The sequence below is a fragment of the Bradyrhizobium sp. 44 genome (genome assembly GCF_023073095.1).
Lineage (GTDB): Bacteria > Pseudomonadota > Alphaproteobacteria > Rhizobiales > Xanthobacteraceae > Bradyrhizobium.
Genome location: NZ_JADPIY010000014.1, coordinates 798,979 through 825,779 on the forward strand (window position 1 = coordinate 798,979; position 26,801 = coordinate 825,779).

The following is a 26,801-nucleotide window of genomic DNA, read 5'->3' on the forward strand; positions in this document are numbered from 1 at the left end:
TAAGAACAGGAGATGCGCCATGGCCAAATCCGAATGGAGCTTCAAGAGCGCGGTCGCGCTGTCGGCCGCGTTGACCGCGAAGAAGGTCTCGTCGGTCGAGCTCACCCGCGATGCGATCGACCGCATCGAACGGCACGACGGCAAGGTCAACGCGATCTGCGTGCGGGATTTCGACCGTGCGTTGGACGCCGCACGCGAGGCGGACGCCGCATTGGCCCGCGGCGAGCGCAAGCCGCTGCTCGGCCTGCCGATGACGATCAAGGAATCCTTCAACATCGCCGGCCTGCCCACGACCTGGGGCTGGACGCCGCAGAAAGATTTCAAGCCGGCGGAGGACGCGCTGTCGATCGCCAGGGTGAAGGGTGCCGGCGGCGTCATCCTCGGCAAGACCAACGTGCCCGTGGGATTGGCGGATTGGCAGAGCTACAACGAGATCTACGGCACGACGAACAATCCATTCGATCTCGGCCGCACGCCGGGTGGCTCGTCGGGCGGCTCGTCTGCGGCGCTGGCGGCAGGCTACGGACCACTCTCGCTCGGGTCCGACATCGGCGGCTCGCTGCGCGTGCCCGCCTTCCATTGCGGGGTTTATGCGCACAAGCCGACCTACAATCTCTGTCCAACGCGTGGCCACACGCCGCCGCCGTTTCCAGCCATCCCGATGGAGCGCGATATGGCGGTGATCGGTCCGATGGCGCGCAGCGCCGTCGACCTGCCCCTGCTCCTGGATGTGATGGCAGGCCCCGATCCGTTGGACCTGGGCATCGGATACAAGCTCGCGCTGCCGGAGGCGCGACACCGTGCGTTGAAGGATTTCCGTGTGCTGGTGATCGACAGCCACCCGCTGCTGCCTGCGAATGCCGACATTTGCACCGCGATCGAGAAGCTGGCGAAACAATTGGCGGGCGCAGGTGCGAGCATCACACGTGAAAGCCCGCTGTTTCCTGACTTCACGGAAGCCTCCCGCCTCTACATGCGCATGCTGATGGGTTTTCTCGGCGCCTTCTTTCCGCCGGACATTCTCGCCGGCGCGCGTGCCGGGGCAGCGCAGCTCTCACCAGAAGACAAGAGCCTTTCTGCCGAGCGGCTGCGCGGCATGACCAGCACACATCAGGCCTGGGTGTTCGACGAGGGCGCTCGCGCCGGCCTGCGCGCGCAATGGCGGCAATTGTTCAGGACATTCGATGCGGTGATCTGCCCGATCATGCCGACCCCGGCCTATCCGCATGATCATTCGCCGGAGCAGGAAAAGCGCCGAATCAATATCGATGGCAAGGACCACGCCTATCCGGACCAGCTTGCGTGGCCCGGCATCGCCACGCTGACGGGCCTGCCGGCAACGGCCGTTCCGCTCGGCCTGTCGAACGACGGCCTGCCGGTCGGCGTGCAGATCATCGGGCCCTTCCTCGAGGACCGCACGCCGCTGAAGCTCGCCGAGCTGATCGAACGCGAGTTCGGCGGGTTCGTGCCGCCGCCCTTGTTCAATGACTGAGAGAAATCTCATGAACAACGACCTCGAACAGCTCACCGCGCTCAACCGCGACTATGTCGCCTCGGTGCAGAATTGCGACGTCAAGCGCTTCGACGAAATATTGGCGCCGGAGTTCTACTGCTCCAATCCCGACAAGACGCTGGTCGATCGCGAGGCCTTCCTGAAGCAGACGGCGCGGCCGATTGCGATCCGTGACCTCAGGGCACACGAGGTCATCATCCGTATTATGGGCGATTTCGCCATCATCCATGCGGCAACCAGCTACACCAATGCGGACGGCCAGCAGGCCACCGGGCGATATACCGATTGCTGGGCGAAGAAGGACGAGACGTGGCGGGCTGTGTCGGCGCACGTGTCGCGGTAGGGAGCGCGTCAGACTGCACATTCTCCGGGACAGCCAGATCTCCGGGAGGCCGCGAGGTCACCGCCCCAGATTCTTCAGCAGCAATTTCAGCGCTGTCGCTGCAAATATCTGCATATTGGCGAAGCGGTCATTGTCGCCCGTCTCCAGCGTCATCACCTCGACTGCGGGCCCGGCGACCGCCATGCAGCTGTGGCCCGCCGCATCGCCGTAGCGATTGCCGGTGGGACCGGACGCGCCGGTTTCGGACAGGCCCCAGTCGCAGTTGAAGCGGATGCGCATCCGCTCGGCCAGCAGTTGCGCGTAGGGCTCCGACGAGGAACGAAAGCCCTTCATTCCTTCGTCCGAAATATCCATCAGCACGCGCCGGGCATCGCGGGTATAGACCACGGCGCCGCCGAGGAAATAGGCGGACGCGCCGGGGACCGCGAGAAGGCTGGCCGAGATCAGTCCGCCGGTCGAGGATTCCGCCACGGCAATGGTCTGTTTGCGCGCGATCAGTTTTGCGGCGACCTGTTCCGCAATGCTAACGAGCTCTTTCATTCCCTGACCCCTTATGCCTTCGCAACCGAGCTCGGCCTTTCTAGCATATGACAGCGCCGTTGGCCGAGTTGCAGCCAACGGGCAGGCCTGCTTGAATGGCGGCCAAAGGCGGAGCGGCCAAGCGCCGCCCGCGAGACGACGCGACGAGGAAACGTGAAGGACACGTCATGGCGTCCCTGATCGCCGGCGGGGTGGATTGCGATGTGCATCCGGCCGTGCCGCATCTGACCAGCCTGCTGCCCTACCTGAACGACTATTGGCGCGATCAGGTGACGACGCGCGGCATGGTCGATCTCATCTCGCAATCCTACCCGCAAAACTCGCCGATCACGGCGCGGCCCGACTGGCGCCCTGAAAGCGGCAAGCCGGGCGAGAGCCTAGCGGACATGCAGCGCCATGTGCTCGATCCCTTCCAGCTCTCGCATGCTATCTGCAATCCGCTTTATGGCGTGCAGATGGTGTTTTCAGAGGATCTGCAGGCCGCCTTCTGCCGCGCACTGAACGACTGGCTCGCGAAGGAATGGCTCGATCGCGATCCGCGGCTGCGCGGCTCGATCGTGATTCCCACCCAAAGCGTCGAGAAGGCCGTCGCCGAGATCGAGCGCTGTGCGACGGATCGCCGCTTCGTGCAGGTGCTGATGCTGGTGATGGGCGACACGCCGCTCGGCAAGCGCGCGCTCTGGCCGATCTACGAGGCGGCAGAACGGCTGGAACTTCCGATCGGCATTCATGCCGGTTCCGCCTATCACAATCCGCCGACGGCCGTGGGCTGGGGGTCCTACCACATCGAGGATTATGCCGGTCAGGCCCAGGCGTTCCAGACCCAGCTCACCAGCCTGATCGTCGAGGGCGTGTTCGCCAAATATCCACGCCTGAGGATGGTGATGCTGGAATCCGGGGTGTCCTGGATCTCCCCATTTCTGTGGCGCCTGCACAAGTTCTGGCGTGGGGTGCGGATGGAGACGCCGTGGGTCGATCGCGCACCGCTGGACATTGTGCGCAGCAACATCCGCTTCTCGTTACAGCCATTCGATGCACCGCCGGATGAGGCGACATTAATTCGCCTGTTTGATCATATGCAGTCGGACGAATTAGTCCTATTCTCCACCGACTATCCGCACTGGCAGTTCGACGGCCAGGAGGCGCTGCCCGCAGGTCTCACCCCCGATCTCGTGCGCAAGATCATGATCGATAATCCGCATGCGACCTATCCCCGCCTGACTTAGCCGCTGCCAAAGGAGGCAAGGCGATGAATATTCAGTTCCGCGAAAGCTCCGAAGCCGCTTCCCCACTGGCCGTCAAAACCGCGATCGCGGACTGCGACATCCATCCGGCACGCGCGACCCGCGCCGAGCTCTATCCCTATCTGGCCAAACGCTGGCAGCATCATCTCGAAGTCTACGGCGTCCATGCCTATCAGGGCATGATGGAAGGTCCGCCCTATCCGAAGGCCCAGCCCAACGCCTCGCGCCGCGACGCCTATCCGCCGGAAGGCGGGCCGCAGGGCTCCTCGCTGTCCTTCATGCAGAAGCAGTTGCTCGATCCCAACAACGTGCAGCTCGGCGTGCTCAATCCGCTCAACACCGGCCAGGGCATCCGCAATCACGAGCTCTCGGCCGCTTTGTGCTCGGCGATCAACGATTGGCAGATCGACAAATGGACCAGCAAGGACAAGCGGCTGAAGGCCTCCATCGTCGTCGGTAATGAGGACGGGCTGTCGGCCGCAGCCGAAATCCGCGAGCGCGCCGGCGACAAGAACTTCGTGCAGGTGCTGCTGCTCAGCCGCAATGTCGAGCCGCTCGGCCAGCGCCGCTACTGGCCGATCTATCAGGCCGCGGAAGAGGCCGGCCTTCCCGTCGGCGTCCACGCCTTCGGCTTCGGCGGCAACCCGATCACGCCGTCGGGCTGGCCCTCCTATTACATCGAGGAGATGGTCGGCCACTCCCAGTGCCAGCAATCGGCGCTCGCGAGCCTGGTGCTGGAGGGCGTGTTCGAGCGTTTCCCGAAATTGAAGATGGTGATGATCGAGGCCGGCTTCGGCTGGGCGCCGTCGCTGGCGTGGCGACTCGACAAGGTTTGGCAACGGCTGCGCAGCGAGGTGCCGCATGTCAAACGGCCGCCGTCCGAATATATCCGCGAGCAGGTGTGGTGGACGACGCAGCCGATGGAGGATCCGGAGCGGCGCGAGGATCTGTTCGACGTCATCAAGTGGATCGGCTGGGACCGGCTGCTGTTCGCCACCGACTATCCGCACTGGGATTACGACGAGCCCTCGCGCGTGCTGCCCGCAGGCGTCAACGACGATGATCGCGAGGCCTTCTATCTGGGCAATGCGAAGAAGCTGTACGGGATCGCTTGATGGCGCGGCATGTGATTGCCGCGGCCGATGAGCTTCCGCCCGGCACGCGAAAATTTTTGGAGATCGACGGACGGCCGATCGCAATCTTCAACATCAAGGGTGAATATTTCGGCCTGATGAACCGCTGCCCGCATCAGGGCGCGGCGCTGTGCGAGGGACCCTTGATCGGACTCGCGCAATCGACCGATCCGGGCGAGATCGAATACACCAAGCTCGGCGAGATCCTCCGCTGCCCCTGGCACGGCTGGGAGTTCGACATCCGCACCGGCCAGTCCTATTGCGACCCCCGCCGCTTCCGCGTCAAGGCGTACCCGGCCCATGTCGAGCCGGGTGCGAGCGTGGTGAAGGGGCCGTATGTCGCCGAGACGATACCGGTGAAAGTCGAGAGCGACTACGTCGTGGTGGACCTGTAGCGAAGCAGACGGCGCGGAATTGCGCCGGCGATCTCAAGCTTTATTCTGCGTTGCCGCGATCATCCAGTCGCGGAATGCGGCGAGCTTCGGCGCCTCGCGGCGGCCCTCCGGCGCGACCAGGTAGAAGCCGGCATCGGCCGGCAGCGCGATCTTGAACGGGACCACTAGTCGCCCCTTGGCAATGTCGTCCTGAACGTAGGAGGTCCGCCCCATCGCCACGCCGATGCCGTCGATCGCGGCCTGAATGGTCATGAAGATCATGTCGAAGGTGATGCCGGGCTGCCTGGCGATGTCGGCCGGCTGACCCGCCGCCGTCAACCACAGCCGCCAGTCGTCGCTGTTGGCATTGGAGGTGTGCAGCAGCATGTGGCTCTTGAGGTCCTCGGGACAGCGCAACGGCTTGTCACCGCGCAGCAGAGACGGGCTGCACACCGGAAACAGCTCGTCCGCCATCAGCCAGTCGGCGCGCAAGCCCGCCCACTGGCCGCGCCCGTAACGGATCGCGGCATCGACATTGTCGCGCTGGAAGTCGACGAGGCTGGTGGAGGTGGTGATGCGGACGTCGATGCCGGGATGGTGCTCCTGGAAATCGGTCAGCCGCGGCAGCAGCCATTTTGCGGCCAGCGAAGCCAGCGTCGAGACCGTCAGCACCTTGTCATCGTCCTTGCGCAGCAGCCGGTCGGTGGCGAGACGTAGGTCGTTGAAGGCGGCGCGGACGCCCGGCAGATAGTCGCGCGCCTCCGGCGTCAGCGTCAGCGCGCGGTTCTGCCGGACGAACAGGCGGATGCCGAGCTCCTCCTCGAGCCTGCGGATCTGATGGCTGATCGCGGTCTGGGTCACGTTCAGCTCGGACGCCGCCAGCGTGAAGCTGAGATGGCGCGCGGCGGCCTCAAAGGCCCGCAATCCGTTCAGGGAGGGCAATCTGGCAGTCATATGGCAGCAGGATACATGACGTTATTTCATGCGAAAGAGTACAAATTGTCGTTTGTCGCAGTGCACCCGCAAGCAGATATTAGCGGTCAACTTAGCTCCAGGAGCTGACAATGTCTACTTTGACTGAGAATTCGATGACAAATCATCATGCGCCAGGGCTGATCCACCAGATCGGCGAGACCATTCACATCTGGCACGAGCGCTACCGGACCCGGCGGGAGCTCACCAACTGGTCCGCGCGCGACCTTCAGGACGTCGGGCTGTCCTGGAGCGATGTGGCCTACGAGGCCGACAAACCCTTCTGGCGGGCCTGATTGGCCGCCAGGCCGGCGCCGCCTGACTGTGGGGGCGCCGGCGGTCCCTTTTCCCTTTGGTCCCCTTGGGGGCGCGTGTCATGAGCACCCTTCGCCTGGAAGATCTGAAGCAATATTCGGACACGCTGCGCACGCGACACGGCGAGGCGCTGCGCGTTCGCTTCGTCGAGCCGCGCGACACCGAGGAGCTCCAGCACTATTTTCGCTCGCTCTCGACGCGGTCCCGCTACAACCGCTTCTTCGGCGCGATCAGCGAACTGCCGCAGGGCCTGCTGCACGAATTCCTTCAAATCGGCGAACGCGAACGTTTCACCGTGGTGGCGACCATGATGGTCGACGGCTTCGAGACCATCGTCGCCGAAGCGCGCTATGCGCTGCATGCCGAAACCGCGACGCTTGAATTCGGCCTGTCGGTTGCCGACCGCTGGCAGGGCCACGGTATCGCCACCGTGCTGATGAAGAATCTTGAATGCCGCGCCGCCGCGCTTGGCGCCGACCACATGTTCGGCGACACGTTGCGCTCCAACGCGGCCATGATCTCGCTCGCACGCAAATCGAGCTTCGCCTTCGTCAAACATCCTGACGACTGGAAGCTGGTGCGCTTCGACAAGGAGATCTCCGTCGCACCGAAAGACATTCCTTGCGCGAGCTGGCGTCTCGTCGCCCTTTCCCGTCAGGCCGATAGCCCCTCAGCCTCGGCCTGACTCCACTCGTGCCCGGCCTGGCGAAACCAGTGCCGGGCATTTTTTTCGCCCCTACTTCCCCGTGAACACCGCCTTGCGTTTGTCGATGAAGGCCTGCACCGCCTCCTTGTGGTCGGCGGTCGTGGTCAGGCGGACCAGACGCTCGGCTTCGTGGTCGCGCGCGGTCTCGAAGTCGAACAGCAGGGCCTCGTCGAGATTGTCCTTCATGTAGCGCAACGCGAGGCGCGGACCTCCGGCAAGGGATTTCGCCAACGCAAAGGCCTCCGCCTGCAATTTATCGTCGGGCACCACGCGGTTGACGAGACCGATGGCCTCGCACCTGACGGCATCGACCCGATCGCCGGTGAACAGCAGCTCGCGCGCCCGCGCGGTGCCGACGAGGCGCGTCAACAGCCACGCGATGCCATAGTCGCCGCTGAGCGCAATGCGCGCATAGCCGGTGGCCACGAAGGCCGATTGCGCGGCAATGCGGATGTCGCAGGCCATGGCGATGGCGAGCCCCGCGCCGACCGCCGGCCCCGGCAGCGCCGCGATCGTCGGCTTGCGCACCGACACCAGCGCGCCGGTGAGCAGGCGCTGCCGCTCCTGGAGATCGGCGACCTTGTCGTCAAAGGACATTTCCAGCTTCTTCGGGTCGCGATGCGCGCCCATGCCCTTGACGTTGCCGCCCGCGCAGAACGCTTCGCCCGCGCCGGTGAGCAGCAGCGCGCCGACATCGGGGTTCTCGCCGCAGGAGCGGATCATCGTGCGCAGCGCCGGAGTCAGTGCGTCCGACAGCGAGTTGCGCGCCTCGGGCCGGTTCAGCGTGATGACGGCGACGCGATCGCGGATCACGCAGAGGAGTTCACTGGTGCCGGTATCGATGGTGGTTTCCGTGGTCATGCCGCTCCCTCTGTTTCGCCATTGCGAGGAGCGAAGCGACGAAGCAATCCAGCCTTTTTCAGTGGAGGCATTTCTGGATTGCTTCGCTTCGCTCGCAATGACGGTCGTTGTGAATTTATCGCCTCAAAACTTCTCCACCCAGGGCCGCAGCTCCAGCTCCCAGCTCCAGGCGCTGCGCGGCTGCTGCAACACGTTCCAGTAGCTCTCCGCGATGGCATCGGGATCGAGCATCGAATCCGGCTTCTCCGGCGCTTCCGCGCGCGCTGCGCTCCTGATGCCGCCATCGATCACGAAATGCGCGACATGGATGCCTTGCGGCGACAATTCGCGCGCCATGCTCTGCGCCAGCCCGCGCAGTGCGAATTTGCCCATCGCGAACGGTGCGGACTGCGCATAGCCCTTGACGCTGGCCGAGGCGCCGGTGAACAGGATCGCACCGTGCTGGTTCGGCAGCATGCGCCTGGCCGCCTGCTGCGCCACCAGGAAGCCGCCATAGGCACTGACCGCAATGGCGTTCGCCACGTCGGCCGGAACGAGATCGACAAACGGCCCGCGCGCCCGGCCGCTGGCGTTGTAGACGACCAAATCAGGCGTGCCGATCTCGCGTTCGACCAGGCCGAACAGGCGCTCGACCTCATCAGGGTCTGTGGCGTTGCAGGCATAGGCCTTGGCGCCAGTCTCGCTGCAGAGCGCGCCGAGCTTCTCGATTTTTCGAGCGGCCAGTGCGACGCGGATGCCCTGGGCGGACAGCAGCCGCGCCAGCGATGCGCTCAGGCCTTCGCCGGCGCCGACGATGAGGGCGATCTTGTATTTGGGGTGTTCCATGACGTGATCTCTCGAAGACGGGAAGCCGCTGATCTATGCACGGCCCGCGCGGACAACCAGCCAGGACGATCACAATTCCGCAGAGCGAATTGCTCCCACGCGGCGATCATGCCTCCCTGACAATTTGCGGCTTTATCCGCTTTCGCGACTGGAGCATGATCGACATCATCCCAAGCGGCAAGCGCCAAATCAGCGCAAAATGACCGCAAGGCGGAAACGAAGAGGACGATCATGCACAAGCCGGCTCCCGCGCAGGCAAAACAGGTCGCGGCCGCGCCATCCGGACTGCTGGCTCCCGATACCACCGGCATGAATTTCTACCGCGCCGATCAGGCGCTCACCGATCTCCTGCGCATTCATCTGCCGGACACGCTATTCCGTCACATCGAGCCGCATCTCGATCGCCTGGGTGAACTCGCCGGCGGCGTGCTCGATGAATGCGCGCGGCTCGCCGACCGGCACACGCCGGTGCTGCACCAGCGCGACAAGTTCGGCCGCGACGTGCAGTGGATCGAATACCACCCGGCCTATCGCGAGCTGGAGAAGGCAGCCTTCGGCGAGTTCGGCATCCACGCGCTCTCGATCCGCAAGGGCATCATGGGCTGGCCGGACAAATATCCCGTCGTCGCCAAGCACGCCTTCACCTTCCTGTTCAACCAGACCGAATTCGGCATGGGCTGCCCGATCAACGTCACCGACGGCTGCGCCAAGCTGCTCGCGAACTTCGGCAGCGACGCGCTGAAGGCGAAATATCTCGACGGTCTGACCCAGACCGACATGAGCAAGCTGACCCAGGGCGGCCAGTTCATGACCGAGAAGGAAGGCGGCTCCGACGTCGGGACGCTGACCACGACGGCGGTGCAGGAAGGCGACCATTGGCGCCTCACCGGCGAAAAATGGTTCTGCTCGAACGCCGACGCAAAAGTCGTGATGCTGCTGGCGCGCCCCGAAGGCGCCGGCCCCGGCACGCGCGGAGTCGGCCTGTTCCTGATGCCGCGCTTCCTGGACGACGGTTCGCAGAACCACTACCGGATCGTGCGTCTGAAGGACAAGCTCGGCACGCGCTCGATGGCTTCGGGTGAGATCAAGCTCGAAGGCGCGATCGCCTACGCGGTCGGAAAGCTCGATCGCGGCTTCGTGCAGATGGCCGAGATGGTGAACTCGTCGCGGCTTTCAAACGGCGTCAAATCCACCGCGCTGATGCGGCGGGCCTACCATGACTCGATGACGGTCGCCAAGAACCGAGTGGTGTTCGGCAACCGCATCATCGACCTGCCGCTGGGCCGGCGCCAGATGCTGAAGATCATGCTGCCGGTCGAGCAGGCGTTGTCGATGAGCTTTCTCACCGCGGACGCGCTCGACCGCGCCGAGGCCGGCAGCCAGGATGCAGCCGCACTGCTGCGCATCCTGACGCCGACCTTGAAATTCCGCGCGACCCGCGATGCGCGAAAGGTCTGTGGCGACGCGCTCGAGATGCGCGGCGGCATCGGTTATATCGAGGAATTCGCGACCGCCCGCCTGCTCCGCGACGCGCATCTCGGCTCGGTCTGGGAAGGCACCGGCAACATCGTCGCGATCGATGCGCTCCGGCGTGCGGTCGGTCGCCACGGCGCCGAATCCGCGCTCGCCGCCGACCTGCATGCTCGCCTCGATGACAGCCCCTCGGTGCCACAGGCCTGGCGCGACCGGCTCCGCGGCCTCACCGATCGCGCGGTCGGTTTTGCGCGCGAGGTCGCGGCGAAGTCCGACAACGAAGCCGATGCGCGCCGCGCCACCAGCCTGCTCTATCATGTCGCCAGTGCCGTGGCGCTCGCCTGGGAGGCCCATCGTATTCACGCCATGCGGGGCGATGCGCGAAGGCTGTTGTTGTCGCGGCTGGTGATCGATCACCGGGTGTCGCCGAGCGATCCGTTCCGGCTGACGGAAAATGCCGTGCAGCAGAAGATCGCTACGCTGCTGCTCGGCGACCGCGCAGCTGATATGAGCGAGGTTGGCGAACTGGTCTTGGCGGCGTAGGCTGCACCCACGTTCAAAGCAAAAAAAGCGATAGGGAGTGCTCGATGAAGGCCGCCGTCCTCCATGAAGTCAACAAGCCTCTGGTCATCGAGGATGTCAGTCTGCCGAAGCCAGGCCCGCGCGAGGTCCTGATCCGGACCTCGGTCGCAGGTCTCTGCCACTCCGATCTGCACTTCATGGAAGGCCTGTATCCGCATCCGCTGCCTGCGGTGCTCGGGCACGAGTCCGCCGGCGTCGTCGAGCAGGTCGGCTCCGATGTGACTTATGTGAAGCCCGGTGATCATGTCGTGACCTGCCTTTCGGTGTTCTGCGGCACCTGCGACAATTGCACCACGGGCCGCACCGTACTCTGCACCGACACCACCGTAAAACTGCTGCCGGGCGCCTCTAATCGGATGCAATGGGCCCGCTCCGAGAAGCTGCATCAGTTTCTCAACCTCTCTTCTTTCGCCGAGCAGATGCTGGTGCACGAGAACGCGATCGTCAAAATCCGCAAGGAGATGCCGCTCGATCTCGCCGCGCTGATCGGCTGCGGCGTCATTACCGGCTACGGCGCGGTCGTGAACACGGCGAAGGTGACGGCCGGCGAGACCGTGGCCGTGATCGGCTGCGGCGGTGTCGGCATGGCTGCGATCAACGGCGCGCAGATCGCAGGCGCCGGCCGCATCATCGCCATCGACACCAATCCGGCCAAGCTCCAGCTTGCGACCAAGCTTGGCGCCACCGACATCATCAACCCGGCAGACGGCGACGTCGTGAAGCAGGTGCGCGATCTCACCAATGGCGGCGTGCATCATTCCTTCGAGGTGCTCGGCCGCAAGGAGACCGCCGAGCAGGCCTTCGGCATGCTCGCCTCGGGCGGCACGGCCACCATCGTCGGCATGATTCCGTTCGGCCAGAAGATCGAGCTGCATGGCTTCGACTTCCTGCGCGAGCGCAGGATCCAGGGCTCCTCGATGGGCTCGAACCATTTTCGCGTCGACATGCCGCGGCTGGTGGATTTCTACCTGCGCGGCCGGCTGCACCTGGAAGACTGGATCTCGGCCAAGCTGAAGCTCTCCGAGATCAACGAAGGCTTTGCAAACATGAAAGCCGGCAAGACGCTGCGTAGCGTGATCATGTTCGACAGCTGATGGCTGGATGAGGCGGGACGCTCAGGATTGAGGCAACTGGTCCGGGCCGGCCAGGTCGCAACGCGACTCTTTCAGGAGCTGCAGCGCCGCAGCTGTGACGAGACCCGTGGTGAGCAGGTACACGGGCGATATGTTCAAACCGGGCCCTTCGAAGACCAGATAAGAGAACAGTCCCGCAGTCGACACGATGAAGCCGAGCCAGGCAAGGCTCGGAAAACGAAATCCACGTTCGCCGCGCCAAAGATCAAGCACGAGGTAGTACACGAGAATGGTGTTGCAGAGTGCCGCCGGCAGCACGCCCAGCACGATTCCACTTTCGAACGCCAGATAGGATAACACGCCGTTGACCTGGGCAATCACCGCGAAGGGGACATAGCGCGGATTGAGGCAGGCCAGGGCGATCGACGCAAGCTCGAACGCGTAGAAATACCGCTCGTGCATCTTCGGGAGCAGATACGGCATGAGCATGAGCGATACACACGCGGCGAGCAGAATAAATTCCGGCCCCGTCCGTCGAGAGCGCGCGATGAAGATCGACAAGGCGAGCCCGCTTGCCGCCGCGAGCACCATGCCGACGGCGACTCCAATCGCGTACGGCATTCCGCCAGCCAGTACCCAGATGTTCGCTGCGTTCATGGTGAGGCGATCGAAGGTGTGAGCCTGGTCCAAATAGACCGCGAGCACAGACGCCAAGGATCTGCCGGCGACGAGAACCGGAATGGCGAGCACCACATAGATTCCGGGAACGGTGGCGAGCCATGCCAGGTGGATCCTGCGGCGCAGAATCATGCCGAGCACGAAGGGGCCCAGGAACACGCCCTGAGCCTTCACCGAGAAGGCCGCCGCAAATGACGCAACGCCATTTCGGTCCTGCATGAACAGCGCCACGGAAACCAGCGTGAAGAAGGTCCAGATCGAATCACTCTCCGCCCACACTGCGCCATTGAAGATCACCGTCGGTGCAAGCCAAACCGCGCAGAAGGCCAGGGAAGCGCGTAATGGCAACTTTGTCGCTCGCCAGACGATCTGGGCCACAGTGATCGCGCAGCCCAACTCGAATACTGCCGAGATCGCTTTCACATGGGAAAGTGGCTCGCCTAGCCAATCAAATCGGGCGGCAATCAGCAGGAGATAGCTGTAGAACGGCGTATAGTTGGTAAAGGCTTCGGCCAGTCCAGCGACACCGTGATCGCGAGCGAAGACATACCAGGGGATCAGATGCTGAATGGCGTCGTCGGTCGCGTGCTTCCGGGCGAAGTAGCGGAGCGCAAGGCCCACGAGTCCGCATCCGATCGCTACGGCAATTGCAAGCGGCCAATGGTTTGGTGGCGTCTTGTCCGCCTTGACGTCATGACCAGCCCCGCGGATCGCGTCGCTTCCAACAATGTCGTTTGTCACGCGATCACTCGTGAGGCTCCATTTTCGTGACCTAACCTCTACGGGCCATCAATTCACAGCTGCATAACGTCTGGTTGCGCAGGTCCTAAGATTGCGGCGAACCGGTTGCTTGGTTAGCGAATACTTTATGAACTGCTCCGGGGCATGATGCGGAGGATCGAGCGGAACTACCGCTGCAAATGTCGCGTAAAGATCCGCACCACGTGACCCCTGACCCGCGGCGCCTCATCGTAGAGGTCTGAGGCGAGCCGCTCGATGGTCTCGCGCAGCGACAGGAACTGGGCCTGCCGCGCGCTGCTTTCGGTGCCCTGCATGCCCGCAAGCTCGTCCATCGCGGCGTCGCTGATCTGGCACTGCACGACCTCGTCGTCGTTCAGCATGGTGAAGCGAAAGGCGAGCCGTTCGAGATCATGGCCAATGATCCTGTCGCGCATGAGTGGCATCAAATCGTCCCGGTCGACCCCCGCGCCGAAAATGCCGAAAATCCCGCTGCTTGTCAGCAGCAAAGGCAATCCATCGCCTACTGGAACGCAACTTCGGCGAAACTGCGGAGCTTTCGCGAATGCAGCCGCTCGGATTCCTGCTGCTTGAGCCGTTCCAGCGCCTTCAAGCCGATCTCGAGATGCTGGCCGACGCGGCGGCGGTAGAATTCGCTGGCCATGCCTGCGAGCTTGATCTCACCGTGCAGAGGCTTGTCGGAGACGCACAGCAGCGTGCCGTAGGGGACGCGAAAGCGGTAACCGTTGGCGGCAATCGCGGCCGATTCCATGTCGAGCGCAACCGCGCGCGACTGCGACAAGCGGCGAATGACATCGGGCCCGCTGATCTCCCAATTGCGGTTGTCGACGCTCGCGACGGTGCCGGTCCGCATCAGGCGCTTGAGCTCGAATCCTTCGAGCCCGGTGACGTCCTCGACTGCCTCCTCGAGCGCCACCTGCATCTCCGCGAGAGCCGGGATCGGCACCCACAGCGGCAACTCACGATCGAGCACATGGTCCTCGCGGACATAGCCATGGGCGAGCACGTAGTCGCCGAGCCGCTGCGTGTTGCGCAGGCCCGCGCAATGGCCGAGCATCAGCCAGGCATGGGGCCGCAGCACGGCAACATGGTCGGTGACGTTGCGCGCGTTGGACGGACCGGTGCCGATGTTGATCAGGGTGATGCCGCGATAGCCGGGCGCGACCAGATGGAAGGCTGGCATCTGCGGCCCGCGCGCGGGCGCAACGCCCGTCGTCGCGCCGCCGCTGCGCGTGATCACATTGCCTGGAGCGACGAAGGCATCAAGGCCGGCCTCGCCAGCCTGAAGCCGCTGCTGGCAGAGTTGCGCGAAGGCGTCGACGTAGAACTGATAGTTGGTGAAGATCACGAAGTTCTGGAAATATTCGGGGTCCGTGCCTGTGTAATGGTAGAGCCGGCGTAGCGAGTAGTCGACGCGGGCCGCCCGAAACAGGGACAGCGGCTCGGGCGCGCCAGGCTGGAGCTCGAAAGTGCCGTCGGCGATGGCATCGTCCATGGTGGCAAGATCAGGCACGTCGAACGCATCGCGCAGCGACCGCGTCACGGGCGAATTCTCGCTGGTGGTGATGGCGGCTTCGATGTTGATGTCGCGGCGGTAGGCAAAGTGAACGGGGATCGGTTCGTCGGACTCGCCGATTTCGACCGGAACGCCGTGGTTCTGGATCAACAATCCGATCTGCTCGGTCAGATAAGTCCGGAACAGATCCGGACGCGTGACGCTGGTCTCGTGCACGCCGGGCCGGGCGACGAAGCCGTAGGCGAGACGCGAATCCAGCCGCGCATGCGTCGCGGTGGTGACACGGACGAAGGGATAGAAGGCCCGCACCCGCGTCGTGATTGCCTCGCCGTTGACGTAAGCTTCGAACCGGTCTCGCAGGAACTTCGTGTTGCGCTCGTAGATCTCTTCGAGGCGGGCGACGGCGAGGCCGGCGTCGGAAAAGGATTCGGTGGCGACGGAGGGTGGAGATTGGATGGATTGCATTGTTCGACGCCAGGTTGCTGGGACTGAATCGAACTATAGCAAGAAAACTAAAGCAAGAAAGAAACCGCCCGTCATTGCGAGCGTAGCGAAGCAATCCAGAAATCTCGCCGCGGAGGCAACCTGGATTGCTTCGCTGCGCTCGCAATGACGAAAGGAGGCGATGACGCGCTTCCGCGCGTCACTTCTCCCGGAACGCGCGCATGAACTGGTCGTGCAGCGGCTTCATCAGATAGGACAGCATGGTGCGGTCACCGGTCTGGACGAAGGCTTCCGCCGGCATGCCGGGGATCAGCCTGGACTCACCGAGCTTGGCGACCTCTTCCGCGGACAGCGAGACGCGGATGGTGTAGTAGCTCTGGCCGGTGCGCTGGTCGGTGGTGACGTCGGGCGAGACGCGGCTGACGACGCCGTTGAGCTCCGGCGTGGTGCGCTGGTTGAAAGCGGACAGGCGCAGCAGCGTCTTCTGACCGATCTGGAGCTTGTCGATATCGACCGGATTGACCTTGGCCTCGACCTGGAGATCGTCGGCCTGCGGCACGATCAGCATGAGGGCGTCGCCGGCGGTGATGACGCCACCAACCGTATGCACGGTCGATTGCAGCACCATGCCGTCCTGCGGCGCGCGGATGTCGACGCGGCGCAGCTGGTCCTCGGCGGCGACCTTGCGCTCGATCATTTCGCCGATCTTGTCGTTGGTCTCGCGCAGATCCTTGGAGACCTCGCTGACCATGTCCTTGTCGACCTGGATGATCTGGAGCTCGGTCTCGGTGATCTTGCCTTTGGCCTGCGCGCGCGAGGCGATGTACTGCGCGCGCTCGCCGTTGAGGCGGGCGCTGTCGCGTTCGAGCGTGGTCAGGCGGGAGATCTGCACCAGGTGCTTGTCATAGAGATCGCGGACACCGACGAGCTCCTGCTGCACCAGCGAGATTTCCCTGTCCTTGGCCCGCTCCTGTGCGGAGAGGCCCTCGATCTCCTCGTTGAGCTGCTGGATGCGCTCGCGCAGCTGCGCCTTCTGGCCGGCGCGTCCGTTGACGCGAACGTCGAACAGCTTGGTTTCGGCGGAGAGCAGCGCCTTGACGTCGGGATCGTTGCCGCGATCGAGCAGCGCTTGCGGGTAGTCGATCCTGTCGATCCCGCGCTGCTCGGCCTGGAGCCGCGCGGCACGCGCCTGCGCCGCGTCGAGATTCTTGGTGACGATGGCGAGGTTGGCCTTGGTGACGGTGTCGTCGAGCCGCACCACGATGTCACCGGCCTTGACCACGTCGCCATCGCGGGCGCGCAGCTCGCCGACCACGCCGCCGGTGGGATGCTGCACCTTCTTGACATTGGATTCGACCACGATCTGGCCGGGCGCGATCAGCGCGCCCGAGATCTGCACGGTCGACCCCCAGCCGCCGAGCCCGACCAGGAGGACCAACACGATCCCAAGCCCGAGCATCAGGTGAAACCGGATCGACTGCCGTACGGTCCGCTTCGCGGCGGGCTTCGCCCCGCCGAGCGCCATCGTGCTCATGCCTTGGCTCCGCCTTCGCTGACGATCTTGATCGGCGCCGGCGGCGTCACACGCGGCTGGAGCACTTGGGCGAGCACCTGCTCCTTCGGCCCGAAGGCCTGCATGCGGCCGTCGCGCAGCACCAGGATCTGATCGACCGCTTCCACGCCGATCGGGCGATGTGCCACCACGACGACGATGGCGCCGCGCTCGCGCGCCGCGCGGATGGCGCGGGTCAGCGCTTCGTCGCCTTCGGTATCGAGATTGGAATTGGGTTCGTCGAGCACGATCAGGAACGGGTTGCCATAGAGCGCGCGCGCCAGTGCCACGCGCTGCGCCTGGCCCGCGGAGAGCGCCGTGCCCTGCTCGCCGACCTGGGTGTTGTAGCCCTCGCGCATCTTGATGATCATCTCGTGCACGCCGGCTTCCTTGGCGGCGGCGATGATGCCGTCGGACGTGGCCTCGGGATCGAAGCGGCTGATGTTCTGCGCGATGGTGCCGCCGAACAATTCGACGTCCTGCGGCAGATAGCCGATATGGCGGCCAAGCATGTCCGACGACCATTGGTCGAGCGCCGCGCCGTCGAGCCGCACCTTGCCGCGGACCGGTTGCCAGACGCCGACCAGCGCGCGGATCAGCGACGACTTGCCGGAGCCGCTCGGTCCGATCACGCCGAGGCCGTTGCCGGCTTCGAGCGCAAAGGTGACGTCCTGCACGATGAGGCGCTGGTCGCCCGGCGGCACCATGGCGATGCCTTCGACCGAGAGGCGGCTGGTCGGCGCCTGCAGCTGGGTCGGCATCGTCTGCGCCGGCATCTGCTCCAGAAGTCGGGTCAGGCGGTGCCAGCTCTGGCGTGCCGCGACAAAGGATTTCCAGTGCGCGATCGCGAGGTCGACCGGCGCGAGCGCACGGGCCGAGAGGATCGAGCCGGCGATGATGATGCCGGCGGTCGCCTCCTGATGGATGACGAGATAGGCGCCGACGGCGAGCACGGCCGATTGCAGCATCATGCGTAGCACTTTTGCGACCGCGCCGAGACCGCCGGCGACGTCGCTCGCACGCTGGTTGCCGTCGAGATATTTTTCGTTGGCCTCGCTCCAGCGCGCGTTCATCCGGCCGGCCATACCCATCGACACCATGACTTCGGCATTGCGGCGGCTGGCCTGGGCGAGATCGTTGCGCTGGGCGGCAAGGCCCATCGCGTCCTTCGCCGGCTGGCGCGACATGAACTCGGTGACCAGCGTCAACCCGACCAGGATGACGGCGCCGACCAGCGCGGTGACGCCGATCATGACGTGGAAGGCGAAGCAGATGGCGAGATAGAGCGGCAGCCAGGGCAGGTCGAAGAACGCGCTCGGTCCCATGCCCCCGAGGAAGGAGCGGACATTGTCGAGATCGCGCAGCGGCTGAAGCCCCTCGTTGCGGCTGCCGACCAGCAGCGGCAGGCGCACGATGGTGTCGAACACCCGCTTGTTCAGGGCTTCGTCCAGCGCAGTGCCGACCCGGCCCAGGATCCGGTTACGGATCATGTCCAGCACGCCCTGCGCCATGTAGAGGAAACTGGCGAGGACGATCAGGCCGACCAGGGTCGGAATGCTGCGGCTCGGCAGCACCCGGTCGTAGACCTCCAGCATGAAGATCGACCCGGTCAGATAGAGCAGGTTGATCATGCAGCTCATCAAGCCGACGCCGACAAACGCCGTGCGACAGGCGCGCAGCGCATCACCGAGCTCTGAGCGGCGGACGCCGGGAACGGCTGCCATCAGTCTGATCTCTTTCGGGTAGGGGCCAAAGTCCCTGATTTCAAAGGCAAATTCAGGAGTAATTGACCCGGATTAACATCGCGTTTGCGCTCATCGCCCAACGCAGTCGAATACCCGGGACCCCTATGGCCCACATCACCCCCGACCGGCCCTGCACGCAAGTCCGGAATCTCACGATCTTGCGGCTTTTTCTTGCAGACATGTCACCTCTCCCCGGGCGGGGAGAGGTCAAAAGTTCGATCAATTGAACTCGGGCGCCATTAGAACCGGCCACCGCCGCGGACCAACCGCACCACCAGCAGCAGGATGACCGCGCCGATCGCGGAATAGATGATCTCCGATATCAGTCCGGTGCCGATGTGAATGCCAAGCTTCGGAAACAGGAAGCTTGCCACCAGCGCGCCGGCGATGCCGACGACGATATCGCCGATAATGCCGAAACCGGTTCCGCGCACCACCTTGCCGGCCAGCCAACCCGCCACCAGGCCGACGAACAGGATGACAAGCAGGCCTTCATTGGAAATGTACATAAGTGAGGTCCCTCTCCGTGAACGGTTCCATGGAAGCGGAACCGGGATGAACGAGGTGTGAATGCTGTTCCCCGCTTCCCGGTCGCGGTCAAATATCAGGACAGTGCGGTGACCGGCTCCGCCAGCACGCACCGTGCCGCCCGGCCCGGGCCGACTTCCACAGTCCCTGGCAGTTGTTCCAGGCAGCGCGGCTGGGCTACGGCGCAGCGGGGCGCAAAGGAGCAGTTGTGCGGCCTCTCGCCGAGCGACGGCGGGGTGCCGGGGATGGTCTCGAGCCGCTGTCCCCGCTTGGCCCCGTGGACGGTCGAGGCGAGCAGGCCCTTGGCGTAGGGATGCACCGGCGAGCGGACGATGTCGCGAAGCGTGCCCTGCTCCACGATCTGGCCGGCATACATCACCGCGACCCGGTCGCAGATCTCGATGGCGACCCCGATGTCATGGGTGACGAAGATGACGGACATGCCGAACTCGCGCTGCAATTCGCGCAACAGCAGCAGGATCTGGATCTGCACGGTGGCATCGAGCGCGGTGGTCGGCTCGTCCGCGAGCAATATCTTGGGACGACACGCGAGCGCCAGCGCGATCATGGCGCGCTGACGCATGCCGCCGGACATCTCGTGCGGATAGGCATCCAACCGCCGCTTGGCCGAGGGAATGCGCACGACCTCGAGCATTTCGAGCGCCCTCGCCCTGCCCTCCGCGTAAGACTTGCCTTCGTGACGCACCACGCTTTCGGCGATCTGCGCGCCGATGGTATAGACCGGGTCGAGCGCGAGCGCCGGCTCCTGAAAGATCATCGACACGGTCTGCCCACGGAACGACGACAGCTGCTCGTCGTTCATGGCGAGCACGTCGCGGCCCATCACGTTGACCTTGCCCGTGATCTGCGTGCGCTTCTTCGGCAACAGCCGCATCAGTGCACGCAAGGTCACGCTCTTGCCCGAACCGGACTCTCCGAGCAGGCCCAGCACCTCGCCGTCGCCGAGCGAGAGACTGAGATCGTTCACGGCATAGACCGTGCGCTCACCGGTGAAGCGGATATTGAGGCCTGAGATCTCGACGAGCTTTGTCATGACGGAAGTTTCGGCAGCCTGTCGTGGTAGTCGGTGGCGCGCTGGAATGCGGCGCCGATGGTGAGCAGCGTCGCTTCATCGAACGAGCGGCCGATCAGCTGCATGCCGACCGGGAGACCGCTCTTGGTGAAGCCAGAGGGCACCGTGAGCGAGGGCAGGCCGAGGTAATTCACCGGACGGGTGAACAGCGTCAGCCGCTGCAACAGCGCCGGCGCGTTCGGCCCACCGCCGACGTCGCTCTCCTCGATCGTCGGCGCCGGCACCGGGGACGCCGGCGCGATGATCGCATCGACACCTGATGTCGCAGCGTTGTGCGCAGCGAGCGCCGGTCCGCGCCAGCGCATCGCCTCGAGATAGGTGATGGCGGGGACGGCGAGCCCGTTCTGAAGCCGCATCAACACCTGCGGACCATAATCCTGCGGCCGCTCGATCATCCAGCGCTTGTGGAAAGCGGCGGCTTCGGCTGCAAGCACGAGCTGGCTTGCCGAGGACAATTGCCGCTGGTCGGGCAGCTCAACCGTGACGATGTCGGCGCCCTCACGCTTGAGCACCGCAATGGTCTCGTCCAGCACGCGCGCGACCTCGCCGTCGAGATCGTCGACATAGAAGGACGAGGGGACGCCGACTTTGAGGCCCTTCAGCGAGCCCTTGGTCGCGCCGACATAGTCAGACAGCGGCTCATGACTGCAGGTCGAATCCTCGGGATCAGGGCCGGCCATCAGCGCCAGCAGCAGCGCGCAATCCTCGGCGGTGCGGGCGAGCGGGCCGACCGTGTCGAGCGACTGCGACAGCGGCATCGCACCGGCGCGGCTGACCCGGCCGACCGTAGTCTTCAATCCCGTGACGCCGCAGAAATGCGCGGGCATGCGGATCGAGCCGCCGGTGTCGGAGCCGAGCGCGGCATAGGTCAATCGCGCCGCGACCGCAGAGCCCGAGCCTGACGACGAGCCGCCGGTGATGTGCGCGACATTCCAGGGATTGCGAACCGGACCATAATGGGCGTTATGACCGGTCGGGCCATAGGCGAACTCCGCCAGATGCAGCGTGCCGAGCCGAACCTGGCCGGCGTCCTTCAGCCGCTGCAAGGCAGTGGAGGTGACGGTCGGAACGAAATCGCGGCGGATCAGCGAGCCGCAGGTCGCGACGTGACCGGCATCGTAATACATGTCCTTGTGCGCGAGCGGCACGCCATGCAGCGGACCGCGGACTTCGCCCTTGGCGAGTTCGGCGTCGGCGGCATCGGCGGCCTTCAGCGCCGCCTCCGATTCGATCGACATGAAGGCGTTGAGATGCGGCTGCCAGTGCGCGATACGATGCAGCAGCGCGCGCGTCACCTCGTGTGAGGACACTTGCTTCATCGCAATCGCGCGCGCGACCTCGGTAAGCGTCATCAATGCGGGCTCGGTGCTCATTTCGAGACCTTCGCAGTCTGCGCGATCGGATAGAGCGCGGGCTCGAGATCGAACGGCAGCGTGCCGGCAATGGCCGCAAAGCCCTCGAAGGCCGGTCCGATGGAATTGGAGATGCGCGTCGCAATCTCGTCGTCGACGGGAACGCCGGCGACCTGTGCCGTCGCCTTGATCTCTTTCGTCGTCGGTCTCGTCATACGGTTTCCTCCTTGGGCGCGCGGCTATGGCCTGAACCCGGGATCGCCATGTAGCACGCGGCCTCGTGGCCCATTCTATCGAGCGCGGTGAGTTTTGGTGTCGCATTTGCGCAGAGCGGCTCCGCAAACGGGCAACGGGTGTGGAAGCGGCAGCCCGAAGGTGGATCGATCGGATTGGGCGGGTCGCCCGTGATCGGCGGCGTCTCGGTGCGGCGATCCGGATCCGAGGACGGCATCGCGGCAAGAAGTGCGCGCGTATAGGGATGCGCCGGCTGGTCCCAGACCTGGTCGACCGGGCCGAGCTCGACGACCTCGCCGAGATACATCACCAGCACGCGATCGCTGATATAGCGCACGACGTTGAGATCGTGGCTGATGAAGAGATAAGTCAGGCCGAACTCGCTCTTGAGGTCGGCAAGCAAATTGAGCACTTGCGCCTCGACCGATTTGTCGAGCGCGGAGACGGCTTCGTCGAGGATCACCAGCCGCGGCGAGAGTGCCAGCGCACGCGCGATGTTGACGCGCTGGCGCTGGCCGCCGGAGATCTCGTGGGGGTAGCGGTTGGCGAAATTCGCAGGAACCAGGCCCACTTTGCCCAGCAGCTCGCGCGCCAGCGCCCGCGCAGCGCCGTCCGCCATGCCGTGCACCTTGGGGCCGAAGGCGATCGATTCCTCGATGGTCAGGCGCGGATTGAGCGAGGCGTAGGAATCCTGGAACACCATCTGCATGCCGCGGCGCAGCTCGCGCAGGGAGAGCGATTGGCCGACGCTCATACCGTCATAGATGATGTCACCGGTGTCGCGCGGCATCAGATGCATCAGCAGCCGCGCGGTGGTCGACTTGCCGCAACCGGACTCGCCAACGATGCCGACGGTCTCGCCCTTGGCAACGGTGAACGAGACATTATCAACCGCCCGCACGGTGCGCTTTGCGGCGAACAGGCCGCCACGCACCGGGAAATGCTTGGTCAGGCCGTTGACCTGGAGCAGCGGTTGGGCGACGCCGCCGAGGTCTTCGATCGGCTCCAGCATTACGACTGACGTGCTGACTTCGCTCATGGCTAGTTCCTGATGTCCATGGCGCTGCGCAGGCCGTCCGAGAGCAGGTTGAAGCAGATCGAGACCGCGAAGATCATCGCACCGGGGAGTGCGGCGACCCAAGGGTTGACATAGATCGCGGTCCGCAAGGTATTCAACATCAGGCCCCATTCCGGCTCGGGCGGTTTGGTGCCGAGGCCAAGGAAGGACAGGCCAGCCGCGAGGATCATCGAGACCGAGATCAGGCTGGTCGCGTAGACGAAGATCGAACCGAGCACATTGCCGAGGATATGAACGCGCATGATGGTGAACGGTCCCGCGCCCGAGGCGCGCGCGGCATCGACGAAGTCCATGTTGCGCACGCCGGTGGTGACGCTTTCGGCGACGCGGGTGATCTGTGGCACGAACACGACGGTCAACGACACGATGGAATTGAGGATGCCCGCGCCCAGCGCGCCCGAGATCGCGATCGCCAGCAGCACGGACGGAAACGCGTAGAACACGTCGATCGTGCGCATGATCGCGGTGTTGAGCTTGCCGCCGACATAGCCGGCAACGAGGCCGAGCGAGGTGCCGATGCAGAAGGCGAGGATCACAGGCAAAATGCCGATGAGAAGCGACAGCCGGCCGCCATAGATCAGGCGCGCCAGCATGTCGCGACCGAGCTCGTCGGTGCCGAGCGGGTAGCCTGATGTGCCGATGTGGCGCAGGCGGCGGATCATCGAGCCCTTGTAGGGATCTTCCAGACCGAGCCACGGCGCAACGATCGCGGACAGGAAGATCAGCAGCAGCACCAGCGCACAGACCATGCTGACCTTGTCGCGCCGGATACGACGGCCGACGGTCGCCCAATAGCCGCGCGCCTTGGTCGCGGGCGCGGACTGAAGCGCCGCGTCGCTTGTGACGGACAACGGAAGCTCGCTCATCGCTAGCCCCGCTTGATGCGCGGGTCGATCGCGGCTTGCGCGATGTCGACCAGCAGATTGAGGAAGACGAAGAACAGCGCCAGGATCAGGATCGTGCCCTGGAGCAGCGGCAGGTCGCGCTGGAAGATCGCCGAGTTGAGCAGGAAGCCCGAGCCCGGCCAGGAGAACACCGTCTCGATCAGGATCGAGCCGCCGAGCATGTAACCGAGCTGAAGTCCCATCACCGCGAGCGCGGTGGGCGCGGCGTTCTTGATGACGTGGCGGAACACGCCGCGCTCATGCAGGCCTTTTGCACGCAGCGCCTCGACGAAGTCCTGGCTGAGGATGTCGCCGGTCAGCGCGCGCACCGTGCGGGTGACGATGCCCATCGGGATCACGGAGGTCGTGATCGCCGGCAGCACGAGATATTGCAAATGCGCCCAGTCCCAGGCCCAGGCGGCCGAGCCGCCGGGTCCGGCGCCGACGGCGGGCAGCCAGTTCAGCTGGACCGAGAAGATGATGACGAGCACCATGCCGAGCCAATAATGCGGCACCGAAACGCCAGCGATGGCAAACGACGTCGCCAGCTTGTCGATCCAGGTCTCGCGGAAATAGCCGGCGATCAGGCCGAGCAGGACGCCCATCGTGAAGCCGATGATCGCCGCCGCGATCGCCAGCGTGACGGTGTTGCTGACCGCGCGCATGACCTCGGCGAGCACCGGGCGGCCCGTGGCGATGGAATTGCCGAGATCGCCGTGAAGCGCGCGGAGCAGCCAAAGCCCGAACTGCACCGGCAGCGGGCGGTCGAAACCGTAAGCGGTGCGGAGCTGCGCGGCGAGCTCCTGCGAAGCGTCGGCGGGGAGCACTGCGACGAGCGGATCGCCCGGCGTGATGTGCACGAGCAGAAAACACACCAGCGCGACGCTGATGACGATCGGGACGACGTAGACGATGCGTCTGGCGATATAGGCGAGCACGTTGTTTCTTTTCTTCCCTTCTCCCCTTGTGGGAGAAGGTGGCGCGAAGCGCCGGATGAGGGGTTGTATCCTCGGATGCAGTGTTAACGAATAAGAGAGCGTCTCTCGCGGAGAGAGACCCCTCACCCGGCTTCGCTTCGCGAAGCCACCCTCTCCCGCAAAGGGAGAGGGTGCACTGAGCAAGCCGAGAGAATTACTGCAACGACACCAGCGAGAAGTCGATGAACCAGCTCTTCGGCTGCACGACGCCTGTCACCTTCGGGCTGATGGCGCGCGGGCCAACGTCGTGGGCGACGTAAAGGAAGGCTGCGTCGTCGACGGAGGCCGCGTGCAGTTCGGCGAGCGCGGCGTCACGCGCGGCGGGATCGAAGGTCTGCCGCGCCTTCTTCACCAGCTCGTCGAATTTGGGATTGTTGATGAAACCCCAATTGTTCGAGACCGGCGGAGCCATGCCCGATTGCAGGAAGCGCACCAGCGCGAAGAACGGATCCATCGCCGCGTAGGTGACGTTGGTTGCGTTCGAGCCGTTGGCGCTGGGATCCTTGGCGCCGCGGCGCCAATTGGTGAACAGCGTATTCCACTCGATCACGTCCAGCTGCACGTCAAAATAGCATTCGGCCAGCGCCTGCTGCAGATATTCGTTCATCGGCAGCGGCTGCATCTGGCCCGAGCCGGACGCCGAGGTCTGGGTCTTCACCGTCAGCTTCTTGGTCGGGCCGAATCCTGCCTCCTGCATCAGCTTCTGCGCAGCCACCTTGTCGTACTTGATCTCGAAGGTCGGCTTGCCGCGCCAGGGATGGCCGGCCTCGAAGGTGCCGGTCGCGGGCACCATCAACCCCGCGAGCAGGCCGTCCTTGAGGCCTTCCCGATCGACGCAGAGGTTCGCGGCCTTGCGCACGCGGATATCGTTCCAGGGCGAGCCCTCCACGCGCGAGAACTGCCACGGCCAGACGTGCGGCTGCTCGTTGGCGTAGAGCTTGAAGCCGCGCTGCTTCAATTCGGGCAAAGCGTCCGGCGCCGGCGCCTCGACCCAATCGACCTGCCCGGAAAGCAGCGCCGCAGTGCGCGCATTCGCTTCCGGCATCGGCAAGAGCACCATCTTGTCGACTTTTGGCACGCGGTCCTTGTTCCAGTAGCCCGCATTCTTGACCAGCTCCAGCCGCTCGCGCGGCGTGAACGCGGCCATCTTCCACGGGCCGGTGCCCGCGGCGTCCTTGGCGAACGCGGTCCATGCGGCCTGCGACTTGGCCTTGGCGTCAGCACCTTCCGCCTTGTCGAAGAAATGCTGCCACTTCGCCGGGCTCGCCATGAAGAGGTTGGTGAGGTTGATCGGCAAAAAGCTGTCGGGCTCCTTGGTGGTGAGCTCGACCGTCATGTCGTCGACCTTCTTCGCGGATGCCAGCGTCGGCATGCGCGAGGCCGTGACGCCGACCTGGCTGGCGTCGAATTGCGGCGCGTCCTGCTTCAGCACCTTCTCGACATTCCACACCACGGCGTCCGCATTGAACGGCGAGCCGTCATGGAAGGTGACGCCCGGCCGCAGCTTGAAAGTCCATTTGGTCTTGTCGGCATCGTCGACCTTCCACTCGGTGGCAAGGCCGGGGATCACCACGCTCGCCTTGTCGGCCGAGGACAGGTCCCAGCCGGTGAGCGCGTCATACATGGTGAGGCCGGTGAAGCGGTTGCCTTCAAAACCCTGATCGGGCTGGCCCAGCGTGCGCGGAATATCGGCAGCCGTCATGGCGATGCGCAGCACGGTTTCGGCACTTGCGGAGCGCGGCCACGCAGCCGCGCTACTGAGCGCCAGCAACGCGATCAGCGCCGCGCGGGTCTTGTTCTTATTGATAAGCATTGACTCAATCCTTTTCCGGCTTCGATGACTAATTTTGATGCAATCGTATGCAATGCCTATGCCAATGGGGAAACTTATTCTGCAAATTGCCCCTGCGACGACAAGTCCTTGTGATGACGCCTCGGTGAAAGCATCTTGCTGCCTATTCTGGCATCAAGATTGCAGGTTTGGCTCCGATTGTCCTTGAAGCCTTC

At 64.5% G+C, this 26,801-nt stretch carries 26 protein-coding genes; 9 read left to right on the forward strand and 17 right to left on the reverse strand.

Annotated features, from left to right (window positions below; all coding sequences use genetic code 11):
- Positions 1-19 precede the first annotated feature (19 nt).
- Positions 20-1,492, forward strand: a complete 1,473-nt coding sequence (locus IVB41_RS14665) for an amidase (RefSeq protein WP_247432139.1) — start codon at positions 20-22, stop codon at positions 1,490-1,492.
- A gap of 10 nt (positions 1,493-1,502) precedes the next feature.
- Entirely contained in the window at positions 1,503-1,856 is a 354-nt protein-coding gene (locus tag IVB41_RS14670; RefSeq protein WP_247432142.1) for a nuclear transport factor 2 family protein, read from the forward strand.
- Between the two features lie 57 nt (positions 1,857-1,913).
- Here IVB41_RS14670 and IVB41_RS14675 read toward each other — a convergent pair whose 3' ends face one another.
- Positions 1,914-2,396 (reverse strand): CinA family protein, encoded by a 483-nt coding sequence (locus IVB41_RS14675; RefSeq protein WP_247432144.1) that lies wholly within the window; start codon positions 2,394-2,396, stop codon positions 1,914-1,916.
- Between the two features lie 167 nt (positions 2,397-2,563).
- Here IVB41_RS14675 and IVB41_RS14680 point away from each other — a divergent pair, with 167 nt between their 5' ends.
- The 3 genes from IVB41_RS14680 to IVB41_RS14690 are packed head-to-tail and all read left to right on the forward strand — an operon-like array spanning position 2,564 to position 5,168.
- Positions 2,564-3,622 carry an amidohydrolase family protein gene (locus IVB41_RS14680; RefSeq protein WP_247432147.1) on the forward strand — a complete coding sequence of 353 codons (1,059 nt, stop codon included), beginning with the start codon at positions 2,564-2,566 and terminating at the stop codon, positions 3,620-3,622.
- A gap of 23 nt (positions 3,623-3,645) precedes the next feature.
- Positions 3,646-4,755 carry an amidohydrolase family protein gene (locus tag IVB41_RS14685; protein ID WP_027570109.1) on the forward strand — a complete coding sequence of 370 codons (1,110 nt, stop codon included), beginning with the start codon at positions 3,646-3,648 and terminating at the stop codon, positions 4,753-4,755.
- Positions 4,755-5,168, forward strand: coding sequence for a Rieske (2Fe-2S) protein (locus IVB41_RS14690; RefSeq protein WP_027570108.1), 414 nt, complete (start codon positions 4,755-4,757; stop codon positions 5,166-5,168). The genes IVB41_RS14685 and IVB41_RS14690 overlap by 1 nt, the downstream gene beginning before the upstream one ends.
- 33 nt (positions 5,169-5,201) lie before the next feature.
- On the opposite strand, the gene IVB41_RS14695 is transcribed toward IVB41_RS14690, so the two are convergent.
- Positions 5,202-6,101, reverse strand: coding sequence for a transcriptional regulator GcvA (locus tag IVB41_RS14695; RefSeq protein ID WP_027515345.1), 900 nt, complete (start codon positions 6,099-6,101; stop codon positions 5,202-5,204).
- Between the two features lie 134 nt (positions 6,102-6,235).
- Between IVB41_RS14695 and IVB41_RS14700 the strand changes: the two genes are divergently transcribed.
- A complete protein-coding gene (locus IVB41_RS14700; RefSeq protein WP_407062484.1) occupies positions 6,236-6,415 on the forward strand; it encodes a DUF1127 domain-containing protein in 180 nt (59 codons plus the stop codon).
- Between the two features lie 80 nt (positions 6,416-6,495).
- Complete coding sequence (locus tag IVB41_RS14705; RefSeq protein ID WP_247283337.1) at positions 6,496-7,119, forward strand: GNAT family N-acetyltransferase; 624 nt, start codon at positions 6,496-6,498, stop codon at positions 7,117-7,119.
- Positions 7,120-7,170: 51 nt separating this feature from the next.
- On the opposite strand, the gene IVB41_RS14710 is transcribed toward IVB41_RS14705, so the two are convergent.
- Complete coding sequence (locus IVB41_RS14710; protein WP_247432152.1) at positions 7,171-8,001, reverse strand: enoyl-CoA hydratase; 831 nt, start codon at positions 7,999-8,001, stop codon at positions 7,171-7,173.
- A 123-nt stretch (positions 8,002-8,124) separates the two neighbouring features.
- Positions 8,125-8,826, reverse strand: a complete 702-nt coding sequence (locus IVB41_RS14715) for an SDR family NAD(P)-dependent oxidoreductase (RefSeq protein ID WP_247406091.1) — start codon at positions 8,824-8,826, stop codon at positions 8,125-8,127.
- Positions 8,827-9,057: 231 nt separating this feature from the next.
- On the opposite strand from IVB41_RS14715, the gene IVB41_RS14720 reads away from it, so the two are divergent.
- Positions 9,058-10,842, forward strand: coding sequence for an acyl-CoA dehydrogenase family protein (locus IVB41_RS14720; protein WP_247432156.1), 1,785 nt, complete (start codon positions 9,058-9,060; stop codon positions 10,840-10,842).
- Positions 10,843-10,886: 44 nt separating this feature from the next.
- Positions 10,887-11,975 carry a Zn-dependent alcohol dehydrogenase gene (locus tag IVB41_RS14725; RefSeq protein ID WP_027570101.1) on the forward strand — a complete coding sequence of 363 codons (1,089 nt, stop codon included), beginning with the start codon at positions 10,887-10,889 and terminating at the stop codon, positions 11,973-11,975.
- A gap of 21 nt (positions 11,976-11,996) precedes the next feature.
- On the opposite strand, the gene IVB41_RS14730 is transcribed toward IVB41_RS14725, so the two are convergent.
- The 13 genes from IVB41_RS14730 to IVB41_RS14790 form a co-directional block, all read right to left on the reverse strand.
- Entirely contained in the window at positions 11,997-13,373 is a 1,377-nt protein-coding gene (locus tag IVB41_RS14730; RefSeq protein ID WP_247432159.1) for a hypothetical protein, read from the reverse strand.
- Between the two features lie 167 nt (positions 13,374-13,540).
- Complete coding sequence (locus tag IVB41_RS14735; protein ID WP_027570099.1) at positions 13,541-13,816, reverse strand: DUF1488 family protein; 276 nt, start codon at positions 13,814-13,816, stop codon at positions 13,541-13,543.
- Positions 13,817-13,893: 77 nt separating this feature from the next.
- Positions 13,894-15,372 carry an AMP nucleosidase gene (locus tag IVB41_RS14740; protein ID WP_247432162.1) on the reverse strand — a complete coding sequence of 493 codons (1,479 nt, stop codon included), beginning with the start codon at positions 15,370-15,372 and terminating at the stop codon, positions 13,894-13,896.
- 178 nt (positions 15,373-15,550) lie between these two features.
- Positions 15,551-16,885, reverse strand: coding sequence for an HlyD family type I secretion periplasmic adaptor subunit (locus tag IVB41_RS14745; RefSeq protein WP_247432165.1), 1,335 nt, complete (start codon positions 16,883-16,885; stop codon positions 15,551-15,553).
- A complete protein-coding gene (locus IVB41_RS14750) occupies positions 16,882-18,627 on the reverse strand; it encodes a type I secretion system permease/ATPase (RefSeq protein WP_247283305.1) in 1,746 nt (581 codons plus the stop codon). The genes IVB41_RS14745 and IVB41_RS14750 overlap by 4 nt, the downstream gene beginning before the upstream one ends.
- Positions 18,628-18,887: 260 nt before the next feature.
- Positions 18,888-19,157 (reverse strand): GlsB/YeaQ/YmgE family stress response membrane protein, encoded by a 270-nt coding sequence (locus IVB41_RS14755; protein WP_007605178.1) that lies wholly within the window; start codon positions 19,155-19,157, stop codon positions 18,888-18,890.
- A gap of 95 nt (positions 19,158-19,252) precedes the next feature.
- On the reverse strand, positions 19,253-20,230 hold the full coding sequence (locus IVB41_RS14760) for an ABC transporter ATP-binding protein (RefSeq protein ID WP_027570095.1): 978 nt from the start codon (positions 20,228-20,230) through the stop codon (positions 19,253-19,255).
- The gene (locus tag IVB41_RS14765) at positions 20,227-21,642 is read right to left on the reverse strand and encodes an amidase (protein WP_247432170.1); all 1,416 of its coding nucleotides are present in this window, start codon (positions 21,640-21,642) and stop codon (positions 20,227-20,229) included. Before IVB41_RS14765 ends, IVB41_RS14760 begins: the two co-directional genes overlap by 4 nt.
- Entirely contained in the window at positions 21,639-21,836 is a 198-nt protein-coding gene (locus IVB41_RS14770; protein ID WP_247362904.1) for a hypothetical protein, read from the reverse strand. The genes IVB41_RS14765 and IVB41_RS14770 overlap by 4 nt, the downstream gene beginning before the upstream one ends.
- Positions 21,833-22,894 (reverse strand): ABC transporter ATP-binding protein, encoded by a 1,062-nt coding sequence (locus IVB41_RS14775; RefSeq protein ID WP_247362905.1) that lies wholly within the window; start codon positions 22,892-22,894, stop codon positions 21,833-21,835. The genes IVB41_RS14770 and IVB41_RS14775 overlap by 4 nt, the downstream gene beginning before the upstream one ends.
- A gap of 2 nt (positions 22,895-22,896) precedes the next feature.
- Entirely contained in the window at positions 22,897-23,799 is a 903-nt protein-coding gene (locus IVB41_RS14780) for an ABC transporter permease (RefSeq protein ID WP_027570091.1), read from the reverse strand.
- Between the two features lie 2 nt (positions 23,800-23,801).
- Positions 23,802-24,755, reverse strand: a complete 954-nt coding sequence (locus IVB41_RS14785) for an ABC transporter permease (protein ID WP_247362906.1) — start codon at positions 24,753-24,755, stop codon at positions 23,802-23,804.
- Positions 24,756-24,948: 193 nt separating this feature from the next.
- The gene (locus IVB41_RS14790) at positions 24,949-26,607 is read right to left on the reverse strand and encodes an ABC transporter substrate-binding protein (protein WP_247432172.1); all 1,659 of its coding nucleotides are present in this window, start codon (positions 26,605-26,607) and stop codon (positions 24,949-24,951) included.
- Between the last annotated feature and the right edge of the window lie 194 nt (positions 26,608-26,801).

Bases quoted from the DNA above. Each gene is read 5' to 3' on its own strand.
- IVB41_RS14690 (WP_027570108.1), top strand. From the start codon at position 4,755: ATGGCGCGGCATGTGATTGCCGCGGCCGATGAGCTTCCGCCCGGCACG.
- IVB41_RS14710 (WP_247432152.1), bottom strand. From the start codon at position 8,001: ATGACCACGGAAACCACCATCGATACCGGCACCAGTGAACTCCTCTGC.
- IVB41_RS14665 (WP_247432139.1), top strand. From the start codon at position 20: ATGGCCAAATCCGAATGGAGCTTCAAGAGCGCGGTCGCGCTGTCGGCC.
- IVB41_RS14790 (WP_247432172.1), bottom strand. From the start codon at position 26,607: ATGCTTATCAATAAGAACAAGACCCGCGCGGCGCTGATCGCGTTGCTG.
- IVB41_RS14715 (WP_247406091.1), bottom strand. From the start codon at position 8,826: ATGGAACACCCCAAATACAAGATCGCCCTCATCGTCGGCGCCGGCGAA.
- IVB41_RS14780 (WP_027570091.1), bottom strand. From the start codon at position 23,799: ATGAGCGAGCTTCCGTTGTCCGTCACAAGCGACGCGGCGCTTCAGTCC.
- IVB41_RS14765 (WP_247432170.1), bottom strand. From the start codon at position 21,642: ATGAGCACCGAGCCCGCATTGATGACGCTTACCGAGGTCGCGCGCGCG.
- IVB41_RS14745 (WP_247432165.1), bottom strand. From the start codon at position 16,885: ATGAGCACGATGGCGCTCGGCGGGGCGAAGCCCGCCGCGAAGCGGACC.
- IVB41_RS14680 (WP_247432147.1), top strand. From the start codon at position 2,564: ATGGCGTCCCTGATCGCCGGCGGGGTGGATTGCGATGTGCATCCGGCC.
- IVB41_RS14675 (WP_247432144.1), bottom strand. From the start codon at position 2,396: ATGAAAGAGCTCGTTAGCATTGCGGAACAGGTCGCCGCAAAACTGATC.
- IVB41_RS14670 (WP_247432142.1), top strand. From the start codon at position 1,503: ATGAACAACGACCTCGAACAGCTCACCGCGCTCAACCGCGACTATGTC.
- IVB41_RS14720 (WP_247432156.1), top strand. From the start codon at position 9,058: ATGCACAAGCCGGCTCCCGCGCAGGCAAAACAGGTCGCGGCCGCGCCA.
- IVB41_RS14760 (WP_027570095.1), bottom strand. From the start codon at position 20,230: ATGACAAAGCTCGTCGAGATCTCAGGCCTCAATATCCGCTTCACCGGT.
- IVB41_RS14700 (WP_407062484.1), top strand. From the start codon at position 6,236: ATGACAAATCATCATGCGCCAGGGCTGATCCACCAGATCGGCGAGACC.
- IVB41_RS14705 (WP_247283337.1), top strand. From the start codon at position 6,496: ATGAGCACCCTTCGCCTGGAAGATCTGAAGCAATATTCGGACACGCTG.
- IVB41_RS14775 (WP_247362905.1), bottom strand. From the start codon at position 22,894: ATGAGCGAAGTCAGCACGTCAGTCGTAATGCTGGAGCCGATCGAAGAC.
- IVB41_RS14695 (WP_027515345.1), bottom strand. From the start codon at position 6,101: ATGACTGCCAGATTGCCCTCCCTGAACGGATTGCGGGCCTTTGAGGCC.
- IVB41_RS14725 (WP_027570101.1), top strand. From the start codon at position 10,887: ATGAAGGCCGCCGTCCTCCATGAAGTCAACAAGCCTCTGGTCATCGAG.
- IVB41_RS14750 (WP_247283305.1), bottom strand. From the start codon at position 18,627: ATGGCAGCCGTTCCCGGCGTCCGCCGCTCAGAGCTCGGTGATGCGCTG.
- IVB41_RS14755 (WP_007605178.1), bottom strand. From the start codon at position 19,157: ATGTACATTTCCAATGAAGGCCTGCTTGTCATCCTGTTCGTCGGCCTG.
- IVB41_RS14685 (WP_027570109.1), top strand. From the start codon at position 3,646: ATGAATATTCAGTTCCGCGAAAGCTCCGAAGCCGCTTCCCCACTGGCC.
- IVB41_RS14740 (WP_247432162.1), bottom strand. From the start codon at position 15,372: ATGCAATCCATCCAATCTCCACCCTCCGTCGCCACCGAATCCTTTTCC.
- IVB41_RS14735 (WP_027570099.1), bottom strand. From the start codon at position 13,816: ATGCCACTCATGCGCGACAGGATCATTGGCCATGATCTCGAACGGCTC.
- IVB41_RS14770 (WP_247362904.1), bottom strand. From the start codon at position 21,836: ATGACGAGACCGACGACGAAAGAGATCAAGGCGACGGCACAGGTCGCC.